Here is a 26,323-nt window from a genome sequence, read left to right as displayed (position 1 = left end):
ACCTTATGGAGTTATTATCGTTTACAAAAAGTTGCAAAACTGAGCCATTATGGCCCAGTTTTTAATTTATCAACTCCAGGATTTAATGCGTTGCTCAACTTCTAAAGACAATGCATGATGTGCCATATCAGTAGGATGTACTGAGTCAGCAAATATATAACCATCTGAAGTATTAGGGCAAAGTATTGCTTCAACCGTACCGCAAACAGGTGTGGTATAGTTAACAAAGTAAAACGCTTGGCCATCAATTACAGTAGGCACGCCCCTTTTGGCATTAGTAATCAAATTATCCAAAGCAGCATAAGTATCAAAATAAAGCACTTTCATGCGATGCTTAGCAATCACTACACCTAATTTTTGATTTAACATCGAACTAAAAATAAAACTCAAATTCTTCACTTGCGCAGGGATAGTTGCATCACCCAACTCCACAGACAATCTATTAACTAAAGGTGTGGAACCAATATTGGGTAAAGACATAACCACAATACGCTTCGCCCCGCGTGCCCCTAAAATATCAACCAAATTCACAATATTACTGGTTGTTGCATCAGCCACTCGCAATAATTGCACTTGATTGGGTAATGGTACTTGCGATAAGGCAGCAAGAATATCATTCGCACCAGACCAAATGAAATAAACGGCTTTAGGATCTAAACGTGCAGGAGCAGTAGCTAAATAATTAGCAATTTGCTGCTGTATTGATGGCGCCCATGTTAGATCCATTCCAGGATTAGAGGTAGTCTTTGCTCCACCACAAGCATAATCAATACCTGTTAAATCAGGAGTAACAAAAGGCACAGGGTCTGGAAATGTAAATGTAGTATTGTTGGTAATCTTATCACTGGTTGTAGGAAATGGGCCCGTAGGAAGCGAAAAGCCCTTAATATCATGAGCAATATATTGCGCCCAAGTATACCCACCAAAAGTAGTGAACGTGGGAGCCTTAGCCGGAAATCCAGCAAGCGCAGTAAAATTATTATTAAAACCACTGTCCGTTAAACTATCACCAAAAAAATACACTTGGCTGATATCACTAAAAGGAATTGCCTGTGCAACATTGGGAACAACAACACCTATAGAACACACGCATGTTAAAACGCTCAAATGCATTTTAACATGTGCCACTATTTTCTCTATTTTTTTTAACATGAACTTATCTCCTTACAAGATCTTAACATCTATAACGTAATGCTAGAGATACAACATCATTGGAACCCTTATACTTCGCATCAACCACATTGACCTCTGTTGAATTACTAAATAGTCCCCTATTCAATTGAATAACGGAAACTCGTTTATCATTCATGAACACATGTGAGTAAGCACCATCAATAGATAAATTATTTTTCATGGCATAACTCAGACCAAAGTTTAACCAGAAACGATCTTGGTCAGGAATACGTGGATCGCGCCGCGTATCACGAGTAGGTGTTTGGTCAAAAGCAAAACCAGTACGCGCTGTCCATGAAGAGTTGTAACGATAATCAGCACCAATTGCAGCAAACCAAGTATTACGCCACCGCATTGGGATCTTGTTTTCCATTTCAAATGCATTAGGTGTTTCAATCGTTAATACATTTAAACGGTTCCAGAAATTTACTTGGAATCCTCCTTTAAGAGTCCACCACTCATTCACATCACGAGCCACTCCCAAACTGAAAACACCCGGTGTCTTAATGTGAGTAAGAACTTCAGTTTCTATATTTGCCATCATGGTGTTAATCGGTGCAGGAACCGCTGGACCAGGCATTGTATATTGGGTTCCTTCACCTTGAAGACGTGTAGCAATTTGCGAACGATAACTTATTCCTAAGCGCGTCAGTTGATCAGGTTGGTAAAGACCACCCAGGGTATAACCATAACCCCAACCATCACTTTCCAAATAACTGGGTTTGGTAGCAGCAACAAATGAATCCAGAGCGGAAATACCTGTGTAGATTCCATTGTAATTAGAAAATATTGTCTTTAAATATTGTGCTTGAAAACCAACTCCTATAGACCATTGCTCATTAAATTCATAAGCCAGCGATGGGTTTACGTTCACTGAATTTACTTCACTTTTTACAGAAACAAAACGTAATACCGAATCACGTGAATAATCATTGGATAAATAATAAGGCTCAACAATAGCAACACCCGCTGAAAACTTATCACCAAAGTGCCACCCCACATAACCATAAGGAATAAAAGCTGACTTACTTATGTTATTTTTATAAGTGCGACCATTTACTGGAGCAATAATACTGCTTAGAGGATCACCAGGAGCATTAAATATGTGAATTGCAGCCCCATCTCTCATATCAACACTGGGCAGAAATTCATTCGCACCAAGATAAAATTGAGTATTTTTTAATGTGGACATTGTTGCAGGGTTATTGAATAACGCAGAAACATCATTATTAGCTGCTGCGGCACCAGCCATTGCCGAACCCTGTAAACTCGTACTGGTCTCATTGACTTGAAAACCAGCAGCAAAAATAGGCATCCCCACTAAGGATTGAGAAGCAATCGCAATCGCTACTATTTCCTTATTAAAAAAACGCGTACTGATCACCTTAAACATCCTCCTTATTTATTTTCAACCATTCCGATGGCTTCGGACGTTGAATAGGGTTTCATTTTTCCTGACTTAGGTCAATGGTCGATAAAAAATAAATAACCAATCGTTTATAAAACATTAAAAAATCCGACTAAAATAAATAATATCTCACGCCATAAGGACTAAATTTCCATGAGTGATTTCTTTCAAACTCCGCCCAGCATAGGAAATCAATACGAAGAAGATCAAGTACTAAAAAATTACCTGAAATGGAAGCTTCCATTAAGCATGTATCAAGAAATTCAACCGGAATTGCTTCGTTTAGGAGCACGTGTAGTTACCGACATATTCCGTTTAAGCCAGGAAGCAGAGGCCTATCCTCCAAAGCATATTCCCTATGATCCTTGGGGAAAGCGTATTGATCATATAGAAGTTTCTTCTGCCTGGAAGGAGTTAGATAAAATTTCTGCACAGGAACAATTAATCACCATTGGTTACGAACGGCGCCACGGCGCCTTATCTCGTATTCATCAATTTACCAAATTGTACTTATTCCATCCTTCATCTGCTCTCTACAGTTGCCCCCTGGCAATGACCGATGGTGCAGCTCGTGCCCTGGAACTTTATGCAGATAACTCATTGAAAGATCATGCTTTTCCTCATTTAATCTCTGCCGATCCAGCACAATTCTGGACTTCAGGACAATGGATGACTGAACGCACTGGTGGTTCCGATGTGAGTGGCACCACCACCATTGCCAGACCTGATGGTAAATATTATCGCTTAAGTGGAGTAAAATGGTTTACCTCTGCCACTACTTCACAAATGGCCATGACTCTGGCACGAATTGAAGGCGCATCTACAAGCAGCAAAGGTTTAAGTTTATTTTATTTAGAGCTTCGCAATGATCAAGGTCAACTCAATGGTATTCGTATTAATCGTCTCAAAGACAAACTGGGAACTCGCGCCCTACCCACAGCTGAATTAACTTTAGAAAATACCTTGGCAATTCTTGTAGGTGACCCTGGAGATGGAATTAGAAAAATCTCTTCCTTATTTAATATAACTCGTATCCATAACGCTTGTTGCGCCGTAGGATACATGCGCCGTGCCTTGGCTCTTGCTCGTGACTATGCCAATAAACGTAGTGCCTTTGGTCACCTCTTATCACAACATGGCTTACATCTGGAAACTCTTGCCAATATGCAGATGGAATTTACTGGCTGCTTCCATTTAGTCTTTCATGCCATCGAATTACTTGGCAAAGATGAAGTAGGTGAAGCAAGCACTGCCGAACGTGCTGTATTAAGGCTATTAACGCCATTAGCAAAACTATACACCGCCAAAAAAGCCATTGCCCTGGTCAGTGAAGCCCTGGAAGCTTTTGGTGGTGCGGGATATGTAGAAGATACAGGACTCCCACAATTATTACGGAATGCACAAGTTTTATCTATTTGGGAAGGCACAACGAATATTTTAAGTCTTGATGTGTTACGTGCCATTCATCGCGAAAATGCTGCCGAAGCATTTTTACAAGACATGCAACAACGTCTTGATATCATCAAACAAGAACAATTAACAAAATTAAAAGTGAAAAGCCAAGAGGCTTTAAAAGCACTGCAAAACTATATGCAATCCATGATACAAATGAGTGACGAAGAACAGCAAATTGGAGCGCGTAAATTTGCCTTTTCGCTGGCTGAAACTTATATTGCAATATTATTATTAGAATACGCGCAATGGGCATTAACCAGCAATAACGATCCACGAGCAATAATCATTGCACGCCGTTGGGGTGAACACAATTTAACTTCTTTGCTTTATCCATCTGAGAGTTATAAGCAAGAATCAAGAATGCTAGCAATGGAGCTAGACTCTTAATGATTTCTATCTATGCTATGCTTTCGTATTTCTTGCATATAAGGGCATTTTTTAGATATCTTTTCTACTAAATGACCAATTATAACTCATAATGAGTCATAAATTACACATATTGATAATATTGTGTTAATATCAGTCAGTTAGAATAAGCTTCTTTTAAACATAAACACTCATGTGTAGAGATATATTATGCCAAGCAAAACAGAAAAAATTGAAAACCCGGTGACTACAGCTAATTCACCAACAAGTCAAAATGACCTTACTACCTTAGAATATCTTAATACTACATGGAAAATTGCTAACTTTGCGTTAATTTCCGCCGTTACTAGTAGTTTAGTACTGAGCATACAAACGCCAGTTAAAACGGCGCTAATCAACCTCATGAAATACAATACAGTATTTCCACCAATCTCCCCATACAACAGTGGTCTTTTAGGTATCATCACAGCTTATTATGCAGGTACTAAAGCCTCTATTTCTACGGCAGCGATACGTAGTGCCTATGTGACCAATACTCGTGGCAATAAACAGAATGAAAACATGGCTTATGAAGGCATGCCTAAAGAGAAATCCGTTATTGAAGAAGGAAGTCCCTCCAGACAAAAAGTAAAAACAACCTATGTTGCCGCTTCCGCGCTAGGTGAGGTATTACTTACCCAAGTTCCAGAATCATTATCGCAATTAAAGAAAATTCCTGAACTTCTTCCTGATAAATTTAAATGGTATAAACCTGCTAACTTTGGCGTGCTTTTCAGTAATGGTATTGGTACACGTTACTGTACAGGGCTGATTAATTTTGCGGCTATGTTGCAACTGGAAGATAAAATTGCCGATTCGTTGCCTATTAAAGAAAAAACGACAAAACATGCAGTAGCAGGAATGCTCAGTGGGGTAAGTGCTGCCGTTTTATCCTATCCTTTTACAGCATTTAAAGACTATGCATCAGTACAAATGACAATAAATAAGGAAGGAAATTTAGTAAATAAAGGTTCTTTTAATATTTTAAAAGAGCTATTTAATGAGCTAAAAATCAATCCCAGACAGGCAAGCAAACAATTTATAAATATGGCAAAAACACAAATTGTTATAAAATCTGGGTTTTCTGGAGTTATTTTTACTATCGTTGCGACAACAGAACAAGTCTTAAGCCATGAGCCCTTGGCAAAAATTGTTTCCAAACCAACTGCGCTGCGCTTTTTCTCTGCCTCAGTGAATGCATCACCTGCAGAAAAACCTTTATTTTCTGAGCAGATTCATTCACCTTTTTAAGCGTTATGCACATAAAAAAGTTTAATTAGTCATCAATTAAGATACAATATAGATTATTTTGAACAATATAAGGTTAATATCATAGTGCGTTTCTTTCTTAGACTAGCGACCGGAACGGCCATCAACACAACCTTAACGCTTGCTGTTGCTGGATTTGCCCACACAGTAACCTCATTTTCTGAAAACCGCTACAATTCATGGAAAACTTCGGTTCGCAACAAAACCAATGAGCCAATAAACCACGTCCCACACAATAATGAGGGCATAAAAATATAATTAACTATTAACTTCCTCTAAGAAATTTTTCACTGACAGTAGATCAAGATATGTCTTTTTCTTATCACGTGGATTACGTAGAAGATAAGCAGGGTGATAACTGACGATAATGGGGATGTTTTTGTAATAATGAATTGTATTGCGTAATTGTCGCAATGCTAGAGGCTTATTTAATAAAAACTGACCCGCAAAACGTCCTAAAGCAAGAATCAGACAAGGATTAATGAGGGCAATTTGTTGTTCTAAATAGCCGCTGCATTGAACAATTTCTTCTGCTTGTGGATCACGATTATTAGGCGGTCGACATTTTAAAACATTGGCAATATAAAAATCCTCTTCATGCATGTCCACACTATGCATCATTTGATTTAACAAACCACCGGCTTTACCCACAAAGGGTTTCCCTTGCTGATCCTCATAAAATCCCGGGGCTTCACCAATGATCATTAGTCTGGCTTTAGTACTACCACGAGCAAAAACCGTTTGCTTGCGCGTTTTATGCAATGAGCAGCGAGTACAGGCAGCAACTTCATTGGCTAAGGAAGATAATGGCATCTGTTCTAAATTGCAGGTATCACTCATAAAAAATTCATTTTGTGAAAAAAAGATATACACTATAAGAAAACACATATTAGAGCAAGACCCAGCTGGACGTCTTGCTACAAAAGTGCCGTAATAAAAGTCGGCTATCCGTTTTCTATCTAATCTATTAGCTGTTATCCAAAACCCCGACTCATCGTGACGGACAAACTAAGAAGTTATAAACTCATTCAACTCATGAGTAAGGGCACAGAACATCGTCAGCATATGAGATGAGTGGAGAATACATATCAGCCCACTCCGCGAAAATAAAAATGCCTCGTTACCGGGTATTATTCTTCCCCCAATTATAAACTAGAGATTTCTATTTTAGACAGAATCTATAATACCTCTTGTTTATTTCCAAAAAGGCTGTAATCGTTTTGCGGCAGCACGTTGTTCTAATTGTTCAGAAGTCAGGTGATCAAACTGTTTGATGGGATAATTTAAATGAGGGTTATAGATACTTGGCATTAAATGAAGTACTTGTTCCGTATCCTTGAGCAAAGTATTTAATTGATAGTCAATCAAAGGCGTTTTATTTACTTGGAGGTACAACTGCTTTCCCTGCTCAAGGCCATTGATGATGATTTGATGAAAATGCGAAATTGCTCCTCTTAATGCAGCAATGTAATCGAAAATAGGCTCACCAGCTTGTAGCTTTATGAGCTGTTCAATTTCCGAATCAAGCTGGTGTAGTACTTCTAAAAACTGATTTTGTTTGACAAGTAGGCTGGATAATTTTTTTGTTATGTGATGTTCGTGAGAACTTCTGTCCTTTAATGCAAAAGAAGTATGAGTATTTTTATAATGAGCAACAATTTTAGAAAGAGAGCCAGTTAATATGGCTAAAACGTTTAAGATTTGTTTTAAATCTTCATTTCCTATAGCATAAGCTAATCGATCAATATTTATTTTGGCAGACTGTGAAGGTTGAATTCCAAGAAAATATAACAAATTATGATCCAGTTTTAATAAAAAGCTCAAAGCATCTTCACAGCTTAAACGATATTGCAACGTTAATTGAATTTTGAAAATTTTATCTTCATCAGAAGAGCATTCATTGTTAGTGTGAGTTGTTACTTGAAGAAGTTCACATAGAAGAGATTGGGTCTCATTAAGAGATAACTTTGCCTCATTAATTAAAAGATCAATATTGTTAGATATGCTATTCATAAAATTCTAAATTTTATAGTGTTGTTGTGATCCAAATAGATTGGCTTGCTTTTGCTTATTAATTATATTTTCCAATGTTATTAACGCAACATTCTGTATGCCATCTTGGCTTTTTTTTACTCTTTGTACCCTTATTAATCATAACAATTAAGTTGTCATTTCCTACGTGATATTTTTCCAAAATATGGCGCAGTTTATAGATTTAGTCCACTGAAATTTTATTCTTATTAAGTTCAGATAATAATTCGATTTGAATTTTTTGTATTTTAACCATTTTGTCCCATTGCTGTGATAGTAAATGATCCATTTTCTCATGTAAATGACGTATCTCAAGTTCTGCTTTTAAGTTAATTTGATAATCGTGTTGCGTACGAATTCGATCTTTGGCTTCTTTGCGATTTTGACTCATCATAATAACAGGTGCTTGAATTGCAGTAAGACACGATAATAATAAATTAAGAAAAATATAAGGATATGGGTCAATGGGTTTTAACCAAAATAAAAAAGTATTGACTCCAATCCAAATAAAAAGAAACAGTGTAAATACACTTAAAAACCACCAGCTTCCTCCAAATAAAGCTATTTGATCTGTACAGCGATCTAGAAAAGAAGCATTATTTTCAATATTGTCATCGACATAGCTAGACAAAAGCTCTTGCTTATACAATTTGTCTATAACGGTCCGATCTAATGTGGTTAATTCACTTTTCTCAGCAAGAAGCATTGACTCAATATAACGAGAACGGATCAATGCTAAATCATTTTGACAAATGAAATGATCTACATCCCAATCAGGACAAAGATCTTTAATTTCTTTCGTTATTTGTGAACTAATCATCTCACTTGGAATAATGTGACATTTTTTATAGTTTTTATTACAAATACTACAATGATATGTTGCATAATTTTCTTCCATAATAATATTTCTGCTCCAATTCTTCTTTTTTAATCAAAGATATTTTTTAATTAGATGTAATTATTATATCCAATTTATGATTTAAAAGAAATCTTTATGTATAAATATACATCATTTATTTCAAAAAAATCAATTTACAAGATCTCAATGCACTTCGCTCAGTGCCAACTTCGTTGAGTGTGAAGGTACTCTCAGCATTTTAAGAGAAACCAACCCACTATGTGATATGTACGCTGAAAAAGATGTAAGTATCTAATAGATAAGAGGTTGTCTTAATAGGATTTATTCGGAAACATTTAAGAGCGCTGACTTTTAAAAATCTCTTAAAACAGCGCAATTGAATAGTTAGGTCAGGCAAATATTTTTTCAATGCCGAAGAGTACTGATTGATTCGTTGAACTCGCATTATTAACTATATCAAGATACTCAAATCGTAGTAACCAGCCTTTTAATGTTTCTAATTTAAGCCCCGGACCAAACAAAATATAATTTCTAGATAAACCAGGCAAAGAAACAAAATAATCAGGACTTCCTAATATGTTAGGATAAAACATCGCTGCCATGCCATCACGTTGAAATTCATGCCCATACTCCAAACGAAACGTCGGAAGCCAAATACCGTACTCTTTTTTTACAGGCAACTCTCCTCGCAATCCTAAATTTCCTCGGGTTGTTTGTACTGATTGATGGTGATAATTTAACACACTATATACTGCTCCCTTTTCAGAATATGCGTACAGTTTTGCATTTGCCAAATCCAAACGGACATAAGGAGAAAGTAATAATTTATTAATTGATTGCTCAAAAGCTAACGATAAAAATCCGAATTGTTGATTGCCATTACGATTTCCTTTTATGATATTTCCATTATTACTAACATAACGATGAGATTCAAATGATAGCCATTGATTGCTTAAAAGTACATCAATAAACATCTTATCGGAAGGGCGATAACTCGCATATAAGGCAATATTGTAACTGTTTAGAAGACTACGGCTCCCTTGTTGACCAATATCGGACAAATCATGGCCATAACCTAAACCAACTCCCATAAAAAAAGACTTGTTGAGTTGTATGTCGCTACCCATAACTAATACCCGCGGTGGTGAAGCTGATTTGATTATCATTTTTATCTAATTTGGTTTTACCAAAATTAACCACCCCATCTGTCCATATCTTACTGTTCCCAGGAAGAGCGATACCATTTCCTAAATTAGAGGAAGGCCCGGAAAAAAATAGATCATTCGTGGGTATGGAGTAGTTATAAGGTTGATTATTAATAGAAGCAGATGGACGATTATCATTTGAGCTTATTGGATTAAATGATATGTTATTTTTGATACTGCTTTTAAATTTTTTGTCGTGTAAAGTTTCTAATCGACGTTGAAAATTGGTTATCTGTCCTAACATAACGCTTCGTGAAGCTTTAGTCTGAGCATTTAATATACCTGATACCTCAGAATTCGTGGATGGATTCAAAAGAGGAATTACCGTTAAAGTTATAACACTCTCTACTGAAGTAGAATATTGATTACTTAAAGTGTATTTAATTATTACTGTTCCTGCAGCAGTAGCTGAAGATGTAAAACTTAATATATAAGTAGAACCTACATTGCTAATAATGGCTATGCCTGCATTTGATGGAGAAATTGATACTATATTTGCTCCAGTAAAAGGCCCTCCAGTGGCAGTAGCAGTTAAATTGATTTCAATTTTTTCACCCGCAGAAGCTGTTGCATTTAAGGTAGGAGCAACAGGAGCTGGTGAGGCGATTACATTAAATGATTGTACTACATCTGGCGCAGCTGAATAGTCTGTATCGCCTGCTTGAGACGCGGTAATGGTACAGTTTCCCGATGAGATAAAGGTTAATGTTCCGCCTGGAGTAATAGTACATACTGAGATTGTGGATGAGGTGAACGTTACAGGTAGCCCTGAGCTAGCCGTAGCAGTTAAAGTCGGAGAGGTACCATAAGTTTGAGGCCCTGGATTAGTAAAAGTAATCACTTGTGAGGCTTTAATAACAGAGAAGCTTTGTATCACCTGTGGTGCCGCGGTATAAGCGGCGTTACCCGCCTGGTTCGCATTGATAGTACAAGTTCCCGATGAGATAAAGGTTAATGTTCCGCTTGTAGTAATAGTACATACTGAGGTTGTGGATGAGGTGAACGTTACAGGTAGCCCTGAGCTAGCCGTAGCAGTTAAAGTCGGAGAGGTACCATAAGTTTGGGACCCTGGATTAGTAAAAGTAATCACTTGTGAGGCCTGAGGTATCACACTGTTTGATGCGGCAGAGGCTGGACCGGTGCCAGAGCTATTGGTCGCAGTAACGGTGAATGTATAGGATGTACCATTAGTAAGTCCAGTTACTGTGACTGGACTAGAGGCAGCAGTACCAGTTAACCCTCCCGGAGAGGAGGTTACCGTATACTGAGTAATTGGAAAACCACCATCGCTAGACGGTGCAGTAAAAGTAACTGTAGCTTGCGCATTACCTGCCGTGGCTATACCTATAGTTGGTGCACCAGGCACTGCTGCCAATACCGTTTGGCTAGAAAGCATAAATAGGGCACTAATAAAAAAACAAACAAGCAAATTAACCTTTATAAAAGTTGTCTTCTGACTATTTTTTTCCATAAAAAAATTACATCCATTTTAATTATCATCAAGGCGACCTCGGCGCTAAGTCCAACGAAGTTGCAGACTTGTGGTGTGTTATGTGATATTAAGATCTTATATTTTAATGTATTCTCCGAATAAATTTTACCTTAAAGAAGCTCTTTTTAAAAGATGAAAACTGGCCGCTGCCGGCAAGTTTCTTCAAGAGCACGGTGAAATCAGAGAAAAGCGTAGACGCATCCATAAAATTTTAAGCTATTGTCATTACATGCGAGCCTGTTGCAACTTCGCTTGACGATTATTGGCATATTTTGTTAGCATCACAAATTGTCGATTTAATAAAGATCGATCTATGGAATTAAAAACAACAATGCCCCCCTACTCTGCAGATACTGCTCTTACAGATGGCCGGTTAAGACAAGCACAATTAAAAATGCTTAACATGCTCAAAGCAGTTGATGCCCTTTGTCAAAAGCATGGTTTAGATTATTGGCTGGATGCAGGGACTCTTTTAGGCGCAATTCGTCATCAAGGATTCATTCCCTGGGATGATGACATGGATATTGGCATGCCTAGAGCCAGTTATGAAGAGTTTTTGCGTATTGCTCCTCAAGAATTACCAGAGCACATTTGGCTGCAAACAATTCATAGTGACCCAGGTTATTTTAATATGGCCACACCATTAAAAATCCGTGATCGCCACAGTTATTATGTTGAAAAACACGAACAAGGCAATGAGCCCTACGTGCAAGGGATATTCATTGATGTTTTTGTTTATGACAGCATGCCAGAAGATGCTAAATTGCGTAAGCGCTATAAATTTATGGCAAAAAAAATTTCTCGCTTATTGAGTACTAAATATGGTGTAGTGAATATTGGTCATCATGCATCCGTATATAAAGTTCTAGGAAAATTTTTACCTACTGCAATACTGGAATCTTCATTACAAAATATTATCCATAAAGCCAACACCAGCAATAGCCCTTATCTTGGCCGCGGCTACAACTGTGTGGGAGAAAATTTTATTCACAAAAAGGATATTTATCCTCTAAAAAAGGTTCTCTTCGAAACTTCTTTGTTTAATGTTCCCTGCAATGCAAAAGAAATTTTGACGCAGCAATTTGGTGATTATTTAACTTTACCTCCAGAAAATCAGCGAGTTATGCGGCACTGTAAAGAATTAATTCCGTATTTAGATCCTTGTTCCGGACAAAAATCCTGTCATTCCCGCGTAGAAGGTAAACCATCTCATAAACAAAGTGAGAACGCAATTTGATGAATAGATTCTCACAAGAAATTATTACAAAAAGCAAGCTATTACAGCCGCATGTGACCATGCAGGCTGAGGGATTTTTACCAGAGCAATTGTAACATCTTTGCCTATAAAGCTAATTTTATGGTCTGAATTTTACCCGTAATTCGCATTTAAATTTTCTATAACCTCAAGAGATTTCTCACAGAATATTTCTTTTTCGAACTTACAATCACTATGTTCAATTTAAACACACTAATCTATACTCAAAATGTAAGCCCTACATGCTCAGATCCATGAAGAGTAATGGAGGATTGTATAAAAGGAGTTTGTCATGAAATTTAATTATTTAGTTACTTCCCTGATTTTATTACCGCTTTACGCCTTTAGCTCCTCTTCAGAAAAAGTAAAAACCATGTCCTTGGTCCCCAATAGCCAGCTAGAAAATACGCAAACCTTCATCTATACAAATGAACCCCGAAATTTAAAGCAACTTAAATCATTTAACCGCAGTATTGATTACCCAACCCAGATCATTCGCATGGAAGCCAACATTGAAGCGCTTCAAATAAATTGTGCGGTAGTGAATGAACAAATCAATAAAGTTCTGGTAGCCAATATTGCTACCAATCAATTTGCTCATGCTATTTACATCAGCTGCCATTATAACCCAGAAACCTTTCTTGCCACTCAATTTGTTATCAACAGCTATTTTGATCCACTAAACGATAATGCTGTAGCCTTTCTCAATTCATTTTTACAAGAATATAATGGTACAAATTTCCTCGGAACCCAATTCAACATAGAATCCGCTAAAGGTTTAGTTATTTCCTTAAGTACTGCAGCAGGAATGAAAAATAAACCAGGAAAACCTCCTTTTATAGAATATCGACGCGACCGTAGCAATTTCTACTTCAAAAATAATTATGAGATGGAAAATACTTTATTTACTGATATCTATAAAAATTTCTATTCTAACGATCCTGAGCTAGTCTTACCTTTCTTGAATAAGTGGGTATTTGCTTATGCAGGTGCGTTGTATAAAGGAATACTCAGAGATTCTAATTACACCGAATTACAGCCTGAACGCATTTTCTTAATGAGCAGTGGTGAGGAAGTGTTTGTATCTGGTTTAAAGCAATACTTCATGCATCATTGTAATAAATACGAAAATCATCGCTGCTTGAAACCTGCCTAGTAGCTCCGTAGAAAAGTAAAAGTGGAGCTTTTTAGCTCCACCATTAAAGAAGACTATCCTAATTCAGGCATCATCACCAATCGACGTTTAGGCTTAGTTTCCCCGGTTTCTTCCGCAATAGCCTTATCATTAACAATCTTGGTCACACACGCATCAGACCAAACATTCAAAGCCGTTTCTAACATATCGATTAAACCATAGAAAGGTAAAATAACTCCCATCAATACAATAGGAACATTCATACTGGATAAGAGACTAATACTAAGAAAAAAACAGCCCATGGGAACACCCGCATTACCAATTGCAGCTACAGTTGCCACCATAACCCATAATCCCATTGTGGCATAAGAAATCGGCATCCCATGGTTTTGCATAAGGTAAATCACAGTAGCAAAAATAAATGCAGCACAACCATTCATATTAATACTGGTGCATAAAGGCAATACAAAACGGCTAACCTCAGGCTTTACCTGTAGATTATTCTCAATCGTGTTCATGGTCACAGGCAAAGTTCCCACTGAAGACTTGGAAAAAAATGCTACGGATAATGCAGGTAACATAAAACGCATGGCAGCAAAAGGCTTTATACCATTTTTCTTAAGCCATAAAGGTAAAACAATAAACCCTTGCAATAAATTTGCCAATACAATAATTAGCAAATATTGTCCTATACCTTTGATGTCCATTCCTGAACGCAATTGCACTACTGTTGAGGTAATAAAGCCAAACAACCCTAAAGGAATAATAGTAATAATCCAGCGCGTCATGATCAAAAACATGCCGTGAATCCCGCGGAAAAAACGAGTAACCGTGTCACGAGAGTCCACATCAGGAATTTGTCGCATTGCAATCCCAACAATAATACTTAAAAATAAAACACCCATAACTTGTTGCTCAAGGAAAGGTGATAATAAATTAGTAGGAATAATATTAGTCAAATAGCCAAAATAACCCAAGTTATTAGTCGATTGCTGAAGAGGAACATCGCTTATCTGTACCGAACTAGGCTGAATAAGAATATAAAGTATGCAACTGATCATCGCAGCAATAATAGTCGTAGAAAAAGTGTATTTGATTGTACGCTGCCAAATCTTTTTCATTAACCCATCAGAACTGTAGTTTGCTAAAGTCACAATAATGGATAAAGAAATAATGGGCAAACTAATACACTTAAAGATTTTAATAAATAAATCAGAAAGTAATAAACCAAGATCCTTTAAAAACATCAGATTAGACATACCACTGACTATACCTAAAAGAATCATCACGGCATAAATTATTGGGGTACTGAATATAAAATTCTTCTTTTGATTAAGCGCTGCACACATAGTTAAATCCTTAAAATAAATAGGTAAAAATCAATAAAAACAAGGACTAACAACAGCAACAAGAATATGGACGTGCATAGGGGATAATAGAGGGAAAAATGATTTGGACTAAAGAAACGAACATATAAACCCCATAAATGATCAAAATATGAGCAATGAGAATACATTTTAACATATTCAAACCATCCGTCAATAGCTTATTTCATTAAAAATTGCCCGACCAAAGTAAAAATAAAAATCTCTACCGACAGATGAGTATTTAATCACGAATAACTCCAACTAATTTCACTCACAAACAGTTAAGTTGTTGTTTTAATCGGACTATTCTGTGATATGCTTCTTCAATGCGCTGTAAATCAATTTTATGAGTCAAAACCAAACTTTCAATATGCTCAATAACTTCCGTAGCGCTAATTTTTCCTAATTGATTAGCAAAAATAATCATATCTGCACCTGCGTTAATTGTCAGGCATAAAGCATCGTCTAAAGAATAATGATCAGTAATTGCCTGCATTTGCAAATCATCACTCACGATCACACCCTCATAACCTATTTTTTCACGAAGCAAACCGGTTAACATTCGATGCGATAAGGTAGCTGGCAATCCATCTGGATCTAAATGTTTATTGATGACATGAGCGGTCATAATCATCACGGGGTTGTGAGTATCTTTAACTAATTGATAATAGGGAATTAATTCTTCTTCTTTAAAGGTTTGAGTTACATCAACAAAACCCTTATGAGTATCACCCAAAGCACTACCATGCCCAGGAAAATGTTTATAACAACTGGCAATGCCATAGTGACTAAATACATTAACAAAAGTACGTGCTAGACAAGTCACAGTTTCAGGTTTATCGGAAAAACTACGGTGCAACGCACCAATAATGCCATGTTGATCATGCAAATGTAAATCAACTACTGGAGCAAAATTAAGATTAAACCCAAATTCTTTTAACGTCTTAGCCATATCACTTAACTCTGCATCTAAAGCCTCGGGCGATAAATTCACCATCTCATGAGCACGCATGGTTGCCATGCACCCTTCAATCATCGAGAGTCGATCAATGGCGCCTCCTTCATAATCAATAGCTACAAATAAAGGTAATTGATTATTATCTTCATCGGCTTGCTGTGCAGAATAGTAATTTAGCTGATGTATTAATTGCTTTATTTGTTGCGGAGTTTTCAGGTTTTTTCCATGAGCGCCGGTTAAAACATCTTGATCAAATAATAAAACCCCGCCCACTCCATCCTGAGACAACCATTCAGCGACCAGACTTTTATCATTAACTTCACTGCCTGCAAAACCCATAATAAGCATTTGACCGATTTTAGCTCTTAAAGTTATCACTTTTTTATCCTTTTGCAGAGAGATTCAGGCCATACTCTTGCATCACATAGCCTCACCCCTAGAGTTGCTTTGGTGGAATTTCAGGAATACTCGAGAAATCACACTTACAAGTATTTGTCGCCTCAGGAGGCAGTGGTACTTCAGAAAAATCAGAGGGGTAACACACAGAAACATTCCATGCAGAATCACCGGGTTTCACACCATTTGGTAAAGACCAATAATTCTTAGAGACATAAATTTTACCCTTTTCACTTTCCCAGATTAAAGGCGAAAATTGCGCGTGATACAACAATTTTTGCCCGTTCGTTTCACAGGGAAAAGTAACACGTGACCACGCTTGCCCGGCAGGAATAGTCACAGTAGTCAAAACTTTTGCGCTAACCGCATCCATCACATCAACAGAAACATTATATTTAAGCCAACAATTATCTTTAGCCAACGTATAATAACATGTAATTGCCCAAATTGGACTGCTAACAATACCACTGAGAGATAAAAGCACCACTTTTAACCACATAATTAATCCCTTTCATGTACACTTCCTATAAGTATACACAATACAAAACTGATTATCTCCAATTGAAATCGATACCTTCACGCAATGCTCGACTTTTCTAGGAGCAAATTCATGAACGTAAACGTATTTTTCATGCGTAGACCCTGTAAGGGTTGATTTTATGCCGCGACATGTATAAGCTTGCCCGAATGATGGAGAGATGGCCGAGCGGTCGAAGGCGCACGCCTGGAAAGTGTGTATACGGAAACGTATCGAGGGTTCGAATCCCTCTCTCTCCGCCAAGATTAATATTCCCAATATATATGAACAGTTCATTAGGGATAAAGCGATGAAGAGATACTTAGCGTTACTACACATTGCCATAGGAATTATATTGTCATCAATTCCCTATGCTGGACGCTATTCTCCGCAGCTCACATCTCAAGATCAACCCTGGTCTATTACTGCAAGCACAGGTACCGGTGATTATCAAGTTAAATCCGATAACAAACATTTAGCCTTAGGCCGTTTAGCACTGGGTAACGAAATGCTTCTTGCAGGCAATGTTGCCCTTGGTTTAGAGTTAGGCTTACAAACTGGCACAAAAATTTGCCTTAATATCCTTAAAGAAAAGCAAAGTTTGATTCGTTGGACACCTATAGAAACGACGCTTTCACCGACACTTGATTTCTTAGTGACCACTAAATCCGATCCTTTGGGCAATAGTGATTTTTTTGCTCAAATCAAAGGTGGAGTTGCCTACAGACATTGGAAAATTGATCGCATTCCAGTTAATGAAATTTCACAAATTGCTGGAGAAGTGCAAGCAGGTTTTGGCTATCCTATTACTGCTTTAGCCAGTTTAAACTTATTGTACCAAGGAATTTATGGCAATACGCCCACAATACAAATTAATTCATACTCGAAAAAAGAAACCCTAACCAACATTCCTACCCTACATGCTATTTTGGTAGGATTATCCATTAATCTTTGAGAACGCATCTCGCTTTTTCATCTCTATTTTTTGTAAGGAAGCTATAATTTAAATAATAGAGGGCTAGTTTTATTCAAGTGGAGCATGTCATGAAAGAAAATCATTTTGCCTACAAAATAACTCGTGGCTCGTGTGGCTTTCTTTATCCTCATTTCGAATTACAAAAAGAAAAAATGGTGGATTTGCTTAAAGAAATAGAACATCAACATTACGATGGTTTATTCTGGATTTTTAAACAGTTTGACAATAATCCTCAAGAACAACTGTGCATTGTTGATTGTCCTAAAGACCGAATCTATTATCATTATTCGGGTAATGTAGAAGGTCTTAAAGAAACAATTCATCGTTTGGATCATTAAATATCCAACGTATCTTTCCAGCATATGGCAATCGCACTCAATTTTGAAGGGTATTAAAAAATTAATACAAAAAAGAAAATATTTGAATATAATTGAACTAAATTAATACTTACATCTGGACAAGTGATTCATTTTTAGTCACCATGCAGCTCAAATTATTTTACCTGGTAACTACTGATGAGTTTAAAAAAGAAAATAATAATCCTCGGTGCGCTTTTTCTGAGCCTCTGGCAAACAAGCTATGCACAGCCACCACTTAGTGAGACCGCCATCCAAAATGCTGTTTTAGTCCACATCAACGAATACAGACACAAACATGGGCTTTCTACATTACATATGAATAATGACATGGTCAGAGAAGCAAAACAGCATTCACTCGATATGGCTCACCATAGAATGCCTTTCGGCCATCAGGGTTTTCTCAAACGAGTTGAGCGTTTACATCGCCGCATTAAAAATTCTGGCGCTGGCGCTGAAAACATTGCCTATAACTATAAAGATGCGCATACCGTTGTGCAACAATGGTTACTCAGCCCTGGACATAAAAGAAATATTGATGGAAATTATAATTTAACAGGTATTGGTGTTGCTCGAGATAACCAAGGTCATCTTTATTATACACAAATTTTTTTACGCGCAGATGACAAGCAACATCAGGTGAGTGTAAGAAGACCATTTTTCGGTGTCTCCTTTAGAAGAGCCTCTTAAGCAATGATTCTATCCTTACACAATTTTTGCAATAAATAGCAAAAAGGCGGTGGAATTAGACAAAAGAGTAGCCTATTATAGAATCATAGACGGTATACATTGTTCAGCCAACATCATGATTTTGGGAGCCAGATTGAGAGTATGGTGTGCATGCTTAGTTTGAACTAAGAAGCCTGAAATGCTCCGGAGGAGTCCACTTTAATGAATAATAAGGACTGTACTCAATCTTACTGTCTATTCCAATTTCAAAATAAGGGCGTAATTTATACGCCCTTTCTATTTTAGAAACTCGCGATTCTGGAAAAATGGTATAAACTACAATAAGATGAAATACTTCTTTAGGTAAAAAGGATTTACCATGATGCTCAGCACCTTACTAGAAAGCGACCACGAAACCCGAGTGGCCATCACCCCTATGTCAGCCAAAAGTTATATTAAATCTGGATTTGAAGTAGGCATTGAAAAAAACGCCGGGCTTACAGCAGGATTTATTGACGAAGATTATAAAAAAGTTGGCGCGCAAATTTTCAATGACAAAAAAAAGCTTTTAGAAAACACCAAAGTTTTGCTCTGCATCAATGAGCCAGATCCGAAACAATTAGGAGGCTTGGCTGAAGACGCATTGATCATTGGTCATATTGACAATAACCCCGAGAGTAAACTGATTAGCTGGTGTCAAAAAAATAAAATTAGCTTATTCTCAATGAATCTTATTCCCCGCATTAGCCGTGCTCAAAGCATGGATAGTTTATCTTCACAAGCAAATTTAGCGGGTTATCGAGCCGTTTTAGAAGCCGTTAATCAATTCCATCGTGCAATTCCAATGATGATGACTGCTGCAGGAATGATTCAACCAGCAAAAATACTGATTCTTGGTGCAGGAGTTGCAGGATTACAAGCTATTGCTACCGCAAAACGTTTGGGAGCTGTAGTTTATGCTTTTGACGTGCGCCGTGCTGCGAAAGAACAAGTAGAAAGTTTAGGTGCTGAATTTGTAGAAGTCAGTCAAGGGCAAAACAATGAAACTAAAGGTGGATACGCTTCTGAAACCAGTGAAGAGTATCAACAACTACAGGGAAAATTAATTGATGCATACGCTAAATTAGCTGACATCGTGATTTCAACCGCACTTATCCCTGGACGAAAAGCACCAATATTATTGTATAAAAAAACTGTCGAAGCGATGAAGCCAGGTTCAGTAATAGTTGACCTGGCAACATCTCGTGGCGGCAACTGTGAACTAAGCACTGCAAATAAAACAATCAAACATGGGAACGTTACCATTATTGGTTTAAGCAATATGGCAGGATTGATTCCTACAACGGCAAGCGAACTCTATGCCAATAATTTAGTACATCTGATTAATTTATTGGCCAGCCCTGCTTCAGAAATACACTTAAATCCTGAAGATGAAATCATTCAACAGGCAGTTCTTTGTCATCATGACAAATACTTACCGTTCCAGGCAACCAAGGAGAATCAACATGCATGAAAATTATGTCACTATACTCACCATTTTCGTCCTGGCATGTTTTGTAGGATATTACGTAGTATGGAAAGTAACCCCGGCGCTGCATACTCCTTTGATGTCAGTAACGAATGCGATTTCCAGTATTATTATTTTGGGTGCCTTAATTGCCGCGGCAAATGAAATGATTGGCCAAATTACCTGGCTTGGCGGGATAGCAATCTTTATTACCTCAATTAATATATTCGGTGGCTTTGTGGTCACTCAACGCATGCTAAGAATGTATAAAAAATAATAACAAAGACCCTCTTTCTCGAATTTTTGTGTTTATTCGTGAAGGAAGTAAAAGAATAAAAATAAAGGATAGATTCTTATGACAAACTTGGTGCCCTTGTTTTATTTATTGTCCGCTGTATGTTTTATATTGGCATTAAAAGGTTTAGCTAGCCCTGCCAGTTCTCGAAGAGGAAATATGCTGGGCATCCTCGGTATGATTTTAGCCATAGGCTCGACTTTAATAATGCCTACTACTCATCATCAACCCTTACTGATTGCCTTAATTATTGGTGGAGGTATTATTGGAATCTTCATTGCGTTAAAGATTAATATGACTGCCATACCGCAATTAGTAGCTGCATTCCACTCCTTGGTTGGTATGGCCGCAGTTTTAGTTGCATTTTGCGCTTTTTTATCACCTGAATCATTCCATATTGGCAGCGCCGGAGCTATTGCCAAGGCCAGTTTAGTTGAAATGAGTTTGGGATTAATTATTGGTGCCATTACCTTTTCTGGCTCGGTCATCGCCTTTTTGAAGCTGCAAGGAATTATGTCTGGCATACCTGTTAAATTTTCGGGGCAAAACATAGCAAATCTATTGATTGCTCTAGCCCTATTAGTAGTACTGATTGTGTTTTTCACACAACAAACACTTAATCTATTCATTACCATGGCGGCCTTGTCCTTTTTAATCGGTGTATTGCTTATTATCCCTATTGGTGGTGCCGACATGCCTGTGGTGATTTCAATGCTAAACTCTTATTCAGGCTGGGCAGCGGCAGGCATTGGTTTTACCTTAAATAATGATTTATTGGTAATTACCGGAGCTTTAGTCGGGGCGAGCGGGGCAATCCTTAGCTACATTATGTGTGTTGGGATGAATCGCTCCATTTTTAACGTTATTTTTGGTGGGCTCCAGATTTCGGAGAGTTCATCACATGTTACTGGCAGTGAATCACGCACCGTACGTCAAGGTAATGGCGAAGATGCAGCATTTTTGTTAAGTAACGCCAAAGATGTCATTATTATTCCTGGTTATGGTATGGCGGTAGCACGTGCACAACATGCGGTGAAAGAGCTGGTTGATGCATTGGAAAAACGTGGTGTTAAGGTGCGTTTTGCAATTCATCCAGTAGCAGGTCGTATGCCTGGTCATATGAACGTATTACTTGCTGAAGCAAATATTCCTTATGACCATGTGTTTGAACAAAGTGAGATAAACCGAGACTTTGCAACCTGTGACGTGGCCTTTGTTATTGGGGCAAATGATATTACTAACCCCGCTGCGAAAACAGATACTAGCTCACCAATTTATGGTATGCCGGTATTAGAAGTTGAAAAAGCAAATACTGTATTGTTTGTTAAACGCAGTATGTCCCCTGGTTATGCAGGAGTGGAAAATGAATTGTTCTATCATGATAATACTTACATGTTATTTGGTGATGCTAAAGTCATGACGGAATCTATTGTAAAAGCGCTTGAAGAATTATAAATCGCATATTTTATGCGGGTAAACACTCAAAGCATTACTGTTCAAATTTAAAACACAAGTTTGCCAAGACTAAAAAAAGAAGGTATCTTAGCTGGCAACTTTACTTTGGAGTTATCTATGCTAAAAAAAACAAGCCTTGGTTTACTGTGCATGATTGCCTCAGTAAGCTCTAGTTTATACGCGATAGAGCCTAATAGTCTGCGGCAGAAAGGCCTCACCATGGAATATCCATTACCACCAAATCAGCCACAAGAGTTTATTAATCGTATGTTTTGGACTGTAGAAGCTCATTGTACGATGAGTACTGAAGATTTAAGTAATACTCTTCATATTAGAGCCTTAGCTAAAAAAGGAAAGATTAATGATATTCCTTTAATGGCTGGTGAATCTCTAGAAGTTACCATTTATCCTGAAGAAAATTTAAAAATTTCTGCTGAGTCTGGTGCAAAAGTTGAAATTACCAACCATGGCGAACATACGGTTAGAGCAATTTGCACTACCTAAAGAAAAAGTTCACAAAATGCCCCATTTCCCCTCATCTTTGAGGATAGGAGAAATGGAACATCTGCTGCAATTAATGTTCGCGAGTCGCATGAAATTTAATTTTCGGATAACGTTCTTCAGCCATGGTTAAATTAACTCGTGTAGGCGCTAAATACATCAAAGCATCACTTCCATCTAAAGCAAGATAATCATAAGCCTTAGTGCGAAACTCTGACATGGCTTTATCATCACCAGAATAAACCCAACGCGCGCAAGCAACACTGACTGTTTCGTAAATGCAATCTACTTTATATTCATGTTTCAATCGATGGGCAACCACGTCAAACTGCAACACTCCAACTGCTCCTAAAATCAGCTGGTTGCTGTTTAAAGGTCTAAAGACCTGCGTAGCACCTTCTTCTGATAATTCAATTAATCCTTTTAATAAAGCTTTGCTTTTTAAAGGATCTTTGAGACGTACCAAACGAAACAATTCGGGAGCAAAATTAGGAATTCCGGTAAATTTCAATTGTTCACCTTGCGTAAACGTATCACCAATGCGAATAGTACCATGGTTATGCAAGCCGATAATGTCACCTGATAAAGCAATTTCAGTATGAGAGCGATCACCCGCCATAAAGGTTAAGGCATTTGCTATTTGTACTTCTTTGCTCATACGCAAATGTGATAATTTCATCCCTTTTTTATAAGTCCCGGAACAGATACGTAAAAAAGCAATACGATCACGATGCTTGGGATCCATATTCGCTTGAATTTTAAATACAAAACCGCTAAAAGATTCTTCGTCCGGTGAGACTAAACGCTCCTGTGCAACCCGTGGTTGTGGACCTGGAGCATAATTCACGTAGTCGTCCAACAATTCTTTAATACCAAAATTATTGATCGCTGAACCAAAATAAACTGGTGTCATTTTACCCGTCAAATACTGCGCTAAATTAAATTCGTGCGAAGCACCTCTCACCAATTCAATTTCATCACGCAACTCCTGAGCACTGTCACCAAGTAATTCATCCAATTGTGGATTATCCAAACCTTTAATTTGCAAAGCATCCTGCTTTTGCGCATTCTTCCCAGGTTCGTAAAGATACACAATATCCTGGTAGCGATGATAAATTCCCTTAAAACGCTTGCCCATACCCACAGGCCAAGTTACCGGTGCACATTTAATACCTAACACGGATTCAACTTCATCAAGCAAATCAATTGGTTCTCGCCCTTCGCGGTCTAATTTGTTAATGAAGGTCATGATTGGCGTATCACGCAAACGACAGACTTCCATCAATTTAACCGTGCGATCCTCTACTCCTTTAGCCACATCAATAACCATTAACGCTGAATCCACCGCAGTCAAGGTACGATAAGTATCTTCTGAGAAATCTTCATGGCCAGGTGTATCTAATAGGTTCATCACATGCTCGTTATGAACAAATTGCATCACCGACGTAGTAATGGAAATTCCTCGCTCCTTTTCCATTTCCATCCAATCTGAAGTTGCATGACGGTCTGCCTTGCGCCCTTTTACTGTTCCAGCTAATTGAATTGCTCCCCCGAATAAAAGCAATTTTTCAGTAACTGTGGTTTTACCCGCATCAGGGTGGGAAATGATCGCAAAGGTGCGTCGTTTATTGAAATCCTGATAAAAATCAGACATAGCGCTCTCTAAATAAATATTCTGTTTAACCTGGAGTGAATTTTAAGACATTCGCTAATAAATAGGAAGAAAACCCCTTCTCTTAATGAATTAAGAGAAGGGATAAAGACTAAAAATAGCAACCAACACCATCATAACCAATAACGTGACATGACTTATAGGCACTTTGATCTAATCTGTAGTTTACCACACCATAAGATACCAAAATAGCACCATCTTTAGTTTGCAATGTATGTGGAGCTTGATATTTCAGCTTCGCTTGACAATCGGCATGCTCAAGCATCCACACCACGCCATGTATATCAACACGTTTTTTACCTGGCCTTAAACCTTGTATACCACAAATTTTGGTCCCCAAATATTCCACTTTAGGTGCTGAAAATAAAACATCATAATAAGCCAGTGCCGCTTTAACCGCATTTTCAGCGTCCAGAATCCCATGCCCACAAGGTTTCTTACCAACACAAGACTTATTAGGATCATTGCTCTCCCCAAACTCATGAGTGGTTGTATAAAGTATCTGTTCTATCTGTTCTGGAGTTAAATTTTTATCGCTTGCAGAAAAAATTAATCCGGCAACACCAGCAACATGAGGGGTCGCCATACTAGTGCCTTGATAATAATCAAAACCAGACCCATTATAACCACCACCAGGATTTACGGTTGATAAAATTCCGCCCCACAAACCATAACGTTTATCACCACCTGGAGCAGCCAAAGTAATGCTTGGACCATAGTTCGAAAAATAAGAACGTAAACCTTCAGGGCCAGTTGCCCCTACTTTAATGGTGCCATTACATACTGCTGGAGCATTATAATGCTCCCAAAGATTATCATTTCCAGCGGCAACTGCCAGTACAGCTCCTTTTTTACGTGCAAAAAAAATAGCCTCTTGCAGCGCTTGATCGCAATAATCAATTTCGTCTTTAGGACCTCTATCAACGCCAAAACTCATGTTTAATACTTTAGCAGGATAAATATTATTAGGTATTCCAGAAACATCACCACCAACAGCCCAATAAATTGCATTGATCACTGAGCTTTCATAAAACATGCCTGATGAATTAGTAATTTTTATGGGTAAAATTTTTAAATCCTCTCCTACTCCCTTCATTACATTGCCATAGCCAGCAATAATTCCAGCCACATGAGTGCCATGAAATGACCTGGTTTCATCAGCCAAGTTATTGTTATTTGCAGAAAAATTCCATCCCCAAATAGCTCCCTCACTCCCTTTTACCAAATTGTTCACAATGCTATCATTTAAGGAAATACCAGTATCTAAAACAGCAACAACTACTGGTTTTTTGGCCCAACCTGTGGTGTATGCCCAAGCACCATCTCGTGAACCCGCCTTGGATTCAAGCATAATCCCTGAAGGACGAGTAAATTCATCCCACTGACTTTCATGAGTCAATAAATCCACCACCACATAAGACAACACAGGATCAGAAACCGGAGTAAAATGGCCCACACGATCCCTCACTGCATAAAGTACTTCGGGGTTTTGCCGTAGATGCTCTAAAACAAGTGTTGTAGGATCTTCTGTTTGTTTTTGTGCTAAAGAAGTTTGGGGAGCAATTAAAATTAATGAATAAGCGCCATTGGCCATGGGATTTAGCTCTTTAACAGGTAATTGTGCTAATTGAGCAATCTGTAGCTTTAATGCCACTGTATTTTTTACTTGATGCTTGTATTTAATAATGACTCGTACCGTATTTTGATTAGGTAAAGCTAAAGCGTTATGAGCTAGAGATAAAAGCCCTAAGCCAAAAACCACTGATTTAAAATGCATGCCCTACCTCCTATAAAATCCCTAAAAACCTAAACAGACAAAATTCAGTATGCAATAGGACAAATCGTAAAACAAGAATAGCAAATATATTTCAATATGTAATATTAATGTACTTTATGGGTTTAATTTATTAAAATATTATCTACTTAACCATCTTTCACAATAAAATACAATCAAATCCAGGTACCTA

23 protein-coding genes and 1 tRNA gene are annotated in these 26,323 nt (G+C 37.7%); 12 read left to right on the top strand and 12 right to left on the bottom strand.

Annotated elements, in window-relative coordinates:
• Positions 1–69: 69 nt before the first annotated feature.
• Positions 70–1,152: an SGNH/GDSL hydrolase family protein gene (locus QM652_RS01170; protein ID WP_415072315.1), complete on the bottom strand. Its 1,083-nt coding sequence runs from the start codon at positions 1,150–1,152 to the stop codon at positions 70–72.
• Positions 1,153–1,174: 22 nt separating this feature from the next.
• Entirely contained in the window at positions 1,175–2,566 is a 1,392-nt protein-coding gene (locus QM652_RS01165; RefSeq protein WP_415072314.1) for an OmpP1/FadL family transporter, read from the bottom strand.
• 168 nt (positions 2,567–2,734) lie between these two features.
• Here QM652_RS01165 and QM652_RS01160 point away from each other — a divergent pair, with 168 nt between their 5' ends.
• Both QM652_RS01160 and QM652_RS01155 read left to right on the top strand, forming a co-directional pair.
• Complete coding sequence (locus QM652_RS01160) at positions 2,735–4,423, top strand: acyl-CoA dehydrogenase family protein (protein ID WP_415072313.1); 1,689 nt, start codon at positions 2,735–2,737, stop codon at positions 4,421–4,423.
• A gap of 189 nt (positions 4,424–4,612) precedes the next feature.
• The gene (locus tag QM652_RS01155) at positions 4,613–5,692 is read left to right on the top strand and encodes a hypothetical protein (RefSeq protein ID WP_415072312.1); all 1,080 of its coding nucleotides are present in this window, start codon (positions 4,613–4,615) and stop codon (positions 5,690–5,692) included.
• Positions 5,693–5,968: 276 nt separating this feature from the next.
• Here the strand turns inward: QM652_RS01155 and QM652_RS01150 are convergent, their stop codons facing one another.
• The 5 genes from QM652_RS01150 to QM652_RS01130 form a co-directional block, all read right to left on the bottom strand.
• On the bottom strand, positions 5,969–6,550 hold the full coding sequence (locus QM652_RS01150; protein WP_415072311.1) for a uracil-DNA glycosylase: 582 nt from the start codon (positions 6,548–6,550) through the stop codon (positions 5,969–5,971).
• Positions 6,551–6,904: 354 nt separating this feature from the next.
• Positions 6,905–7,723, bottom strand: a complete 819-nt coding sequence (locus tag QM652_RS01145) for a hypothetical protein (protein WP_415072310.1) — start codon at positions 7,721–7,723, stop codon at positions 6,905–6,907.
• Between the two features lie 202 nt (positions 7,724–7,925).
• A complete protein-coding gene (locus QM652_RS01140) occupies positions 7,926–8,639 on the bottom strand; it encodes a DUF1003 domain-containing protein (RefSeq protein ID WP_415072309.1) in 714 nt (237 codons plus the stop codon).
• Between the two features lie 350 nt (positions 8,640–8,989).
• A complete protein-coding gene (locus QM652_RS01135; RefSeq protein ID WP_415072308.1) occupies positions 8,990–9,727 on the bottom strand; it encodes an autotransporter outer membrane beta-barrel domain-containing protein in 738 nt (245 codons plus the stop codon).
• Complete coding sequence (locus tag QM652_RS01130) at positions 9,720–11,276, bottom strand: fibronectin type III domain-containing protein (RefSeq protein WP_415072307.1); 1,557 nt, start codon at positions 11,274–11,276, stop codon at positions 9,720–9,722. The genes QM652_RS01135 and QM652_RS01130 overlap by 8 nt, the downstream gene beginning before the upstream one ends.
• Positions 11,277–11,610: 334 nt before the next feature.
• Here QM652_RS01130 and QM652_RS01125 point away from each other — a divergent pair, with 334 nt between their 5' ends.
• Together QM652_RS01125 and QM652_RS01120 are read left to right on the top strand one after the other, a co-directional pair.
• Positions 11,611–12,534 carry a LicD family protein gene (locus QM652_RS01125; RefSeq protein WP_415072306.1) on the top strand — a complete coding sequence of 308 codons (924 nt, stop codon included), beginning with the start codon at positions 11,611–11,613 and terminating at the stop codon, positions 12,532–12,534.
• Positions 12,535–12,844: 310 nt separating this feature from the next.
• Positions 12,845–13,708, top strand: a complete 864-nt coding sequence (locus QM652_RS01120; protein WP_415072305.1) for an Lpg0189 family type II secretion system effector — start codon at positions 12,845–12,847, stop codon at positions 13,706–13,708.
• Positions 13,709–13,761: 53 nt separating this feature from the next.
• Here the strand turns inward: QM652_RS01120 and QM652_RS01115 are convergent, their stop codons facing one another.
• The 3 genes from QM652_RS01115 to QM652_RS01105 form a co-directional block, all read right to left on the bottom strand.
• Positions 13,762–15,036 carry a dicarboxylate/amino acid:cation symporter gene (locus QM652_RS01115; RefSeq protein ID WP_415072304.1) on the bottom strand — a complete coding sequence of 425 codons (1,275 nt, stop codon included), beginning with the start codon at positions 15,034–15,036 and terminating at the stop codon, positions 13,762–13,764.
• Between the two features lie 289 nt (positions 15,037–15,325).
• On the bottom strand, positions 15,326–16,390 hold the full coding sequence (locus QM652_RS01110) for a glycoside hydrolase family 3 protein (protein ID WP_415072303.1): 1,065 nt from the start codon (positions 16,388–16,390) through the stop codon (positions 15,326–15,328).
• A gap of 58 nt (positions 16,391–16,448) precedes the next feature.
• Entirely contained in the window at positions 16,449–16,907 is a 459-nt protein-coding gene (locus QM652_RS01105; RefSeq protein WP_415072302.1) for a hypothetical protein, read from the bottom strand.
• 193 nt (positions 16,908–17,100) lie between these two features.
• On the opposite strand from QM652_RS01105, the gene QM652_RS01100 reads away from it, so the two are divergent.
• The 8 genes from QM652_RS01100 (at position 17,101) to QM652_RS01065 (ending at position 22,687) form a co-directional block, all read left to right on the top strand.
• A tRNA-Ser gene (locus tag QM652_RS01100) sits at positions 17,101–17,188 on the top strand.
• Between the two features lie 47 nt (positions 17,189–17,235).
• A complete protein-coding gene (locus QM652_RS01095) occupies positions 17,236–17,880 on the top strand; it encodes a hypothetical protein (protein WP_415072301.1) in 645 nt (214 codons plus the stop codon).
• A gap of 89 nt (positions 17,881–17,969) precedes the next feature.
• The gene (locus tag QM652_RS01090; protein WP_415072300.1) at positions 17,970–18,239 is read left to right on the top strand and encodes a hypothetical protein; all 270 of its coding nucleotides are present in this window, start codon (positions 17,970–17,972) and stop codon (positions 18,237–18,239) included.
• A gap of 177 nt (positions 18,240–18,416) precedes the next feature.
• Positions 18,417–18,947 (top strand): CAP domain-containing protein, encoded by a 531-nt coding sequence (locus QM652_RS01085; protein WP_415072299.1) that lies wholly within the window; start codon positions 18,417–18,419, stop codon positions 18,945–18,947.
• 358 nt (positions 18,948–19,305) lie between these two features.
• A complete protein-coding gene (locus QM652_RS01080) occupies positions 19,306–20,439 on the top strand; it encodes a Re/Si-specific NAD(P)(+) transhydrogenase subunit alpha (protein WP_415072298.1) in 1,134 nt (377 codons plus the stop codon).
• Positions 20,432–20,710 (top strand): proton-translocating transhydrogenase family protein, encoded by a 279-nt coding sequence (locus QM652_RS01075; RefSeq protein ID WP_415072297.1) that lies wholly within the window; start codon positions 20,432–20,434, stop codon positions 20,708–20,710. The genes QM652_RS01080 and QM652_RS01075 overlap by 8 nt, the downstream gene beginning before the upstream one ends.
• Before the next feature lie 78 nt (positions 20,711–20,788).
• The gene (locus QM652_RS01070; protein ID WP_415072296.1) at positions 20,789–22,183 is read left to right on the top strand and encodes an NAD(P)(+) transhydrogenase (Re/Si-specific) subunit beta; all 1,395 of its coding nucleotides are present in this window, start codon (positions 20,789–20,791) and stop codon (positions 22,181–22,183) included.
• 117 nt (positions 22,184–22,300) lie between these two features.
• Positions 22,301–22,687, top strand: a complete 387-nt coding sequence (locus tag QM652_RS01065) for a hypothetical protein (RefSeq protein ID WP_415072295.1) — start codon at positions 22,301–22,303, stop codon at positions 22,685–22,687.
• A gap of 70 nt (positions 22,688–22,757) precedes the next feature.
• On the opposite strand, the gene QM652_RS01060 is transcribed toward QM652_RS01065, so the two are convergent.
• Together QM652_RS01060 and QM652_RS01055 are read right to left on the bottom strand one after the other, a co-directional pair.
• On the bottom strand, positions 22,758–24,338 hold the full coding sequence (locus QM652_RS01060) for a peptide chain release factor 3 (protein WP_415072294.1): 1,581 nt from the start codon (positions 24,336–24,338) through the stop codon (positions 22,758–22,760).
• Positions 24,339–24,447: 109 nt separating this feature from the next.
• Positions 24,448–26,133: a S8 family serine peptidase gene (locus QM652_RS01055; RefSeq protein ID WP_415072293.1), complete on the bottom strand. Its 1,686-nt coding sequence runs from the start codon at positions 26,131–26,133 to the stop codon at positions 24,448–24,450.
• Positions 26,134–26,323 lie beyond the last annotated feature (190 nt).

It is taken from the genome of Legionella sp. (assembly GCF_047605385.1).
Lineage (GTDB): Bacteria > Pseudomonadota > Gammaproteobacteria > Legionellales > Legionellaceae > Legionella.
Note: the sequence above shows the minus strand (reverse complement) of the source record. Positions and strands in the feature narration are given on the sequence as shown.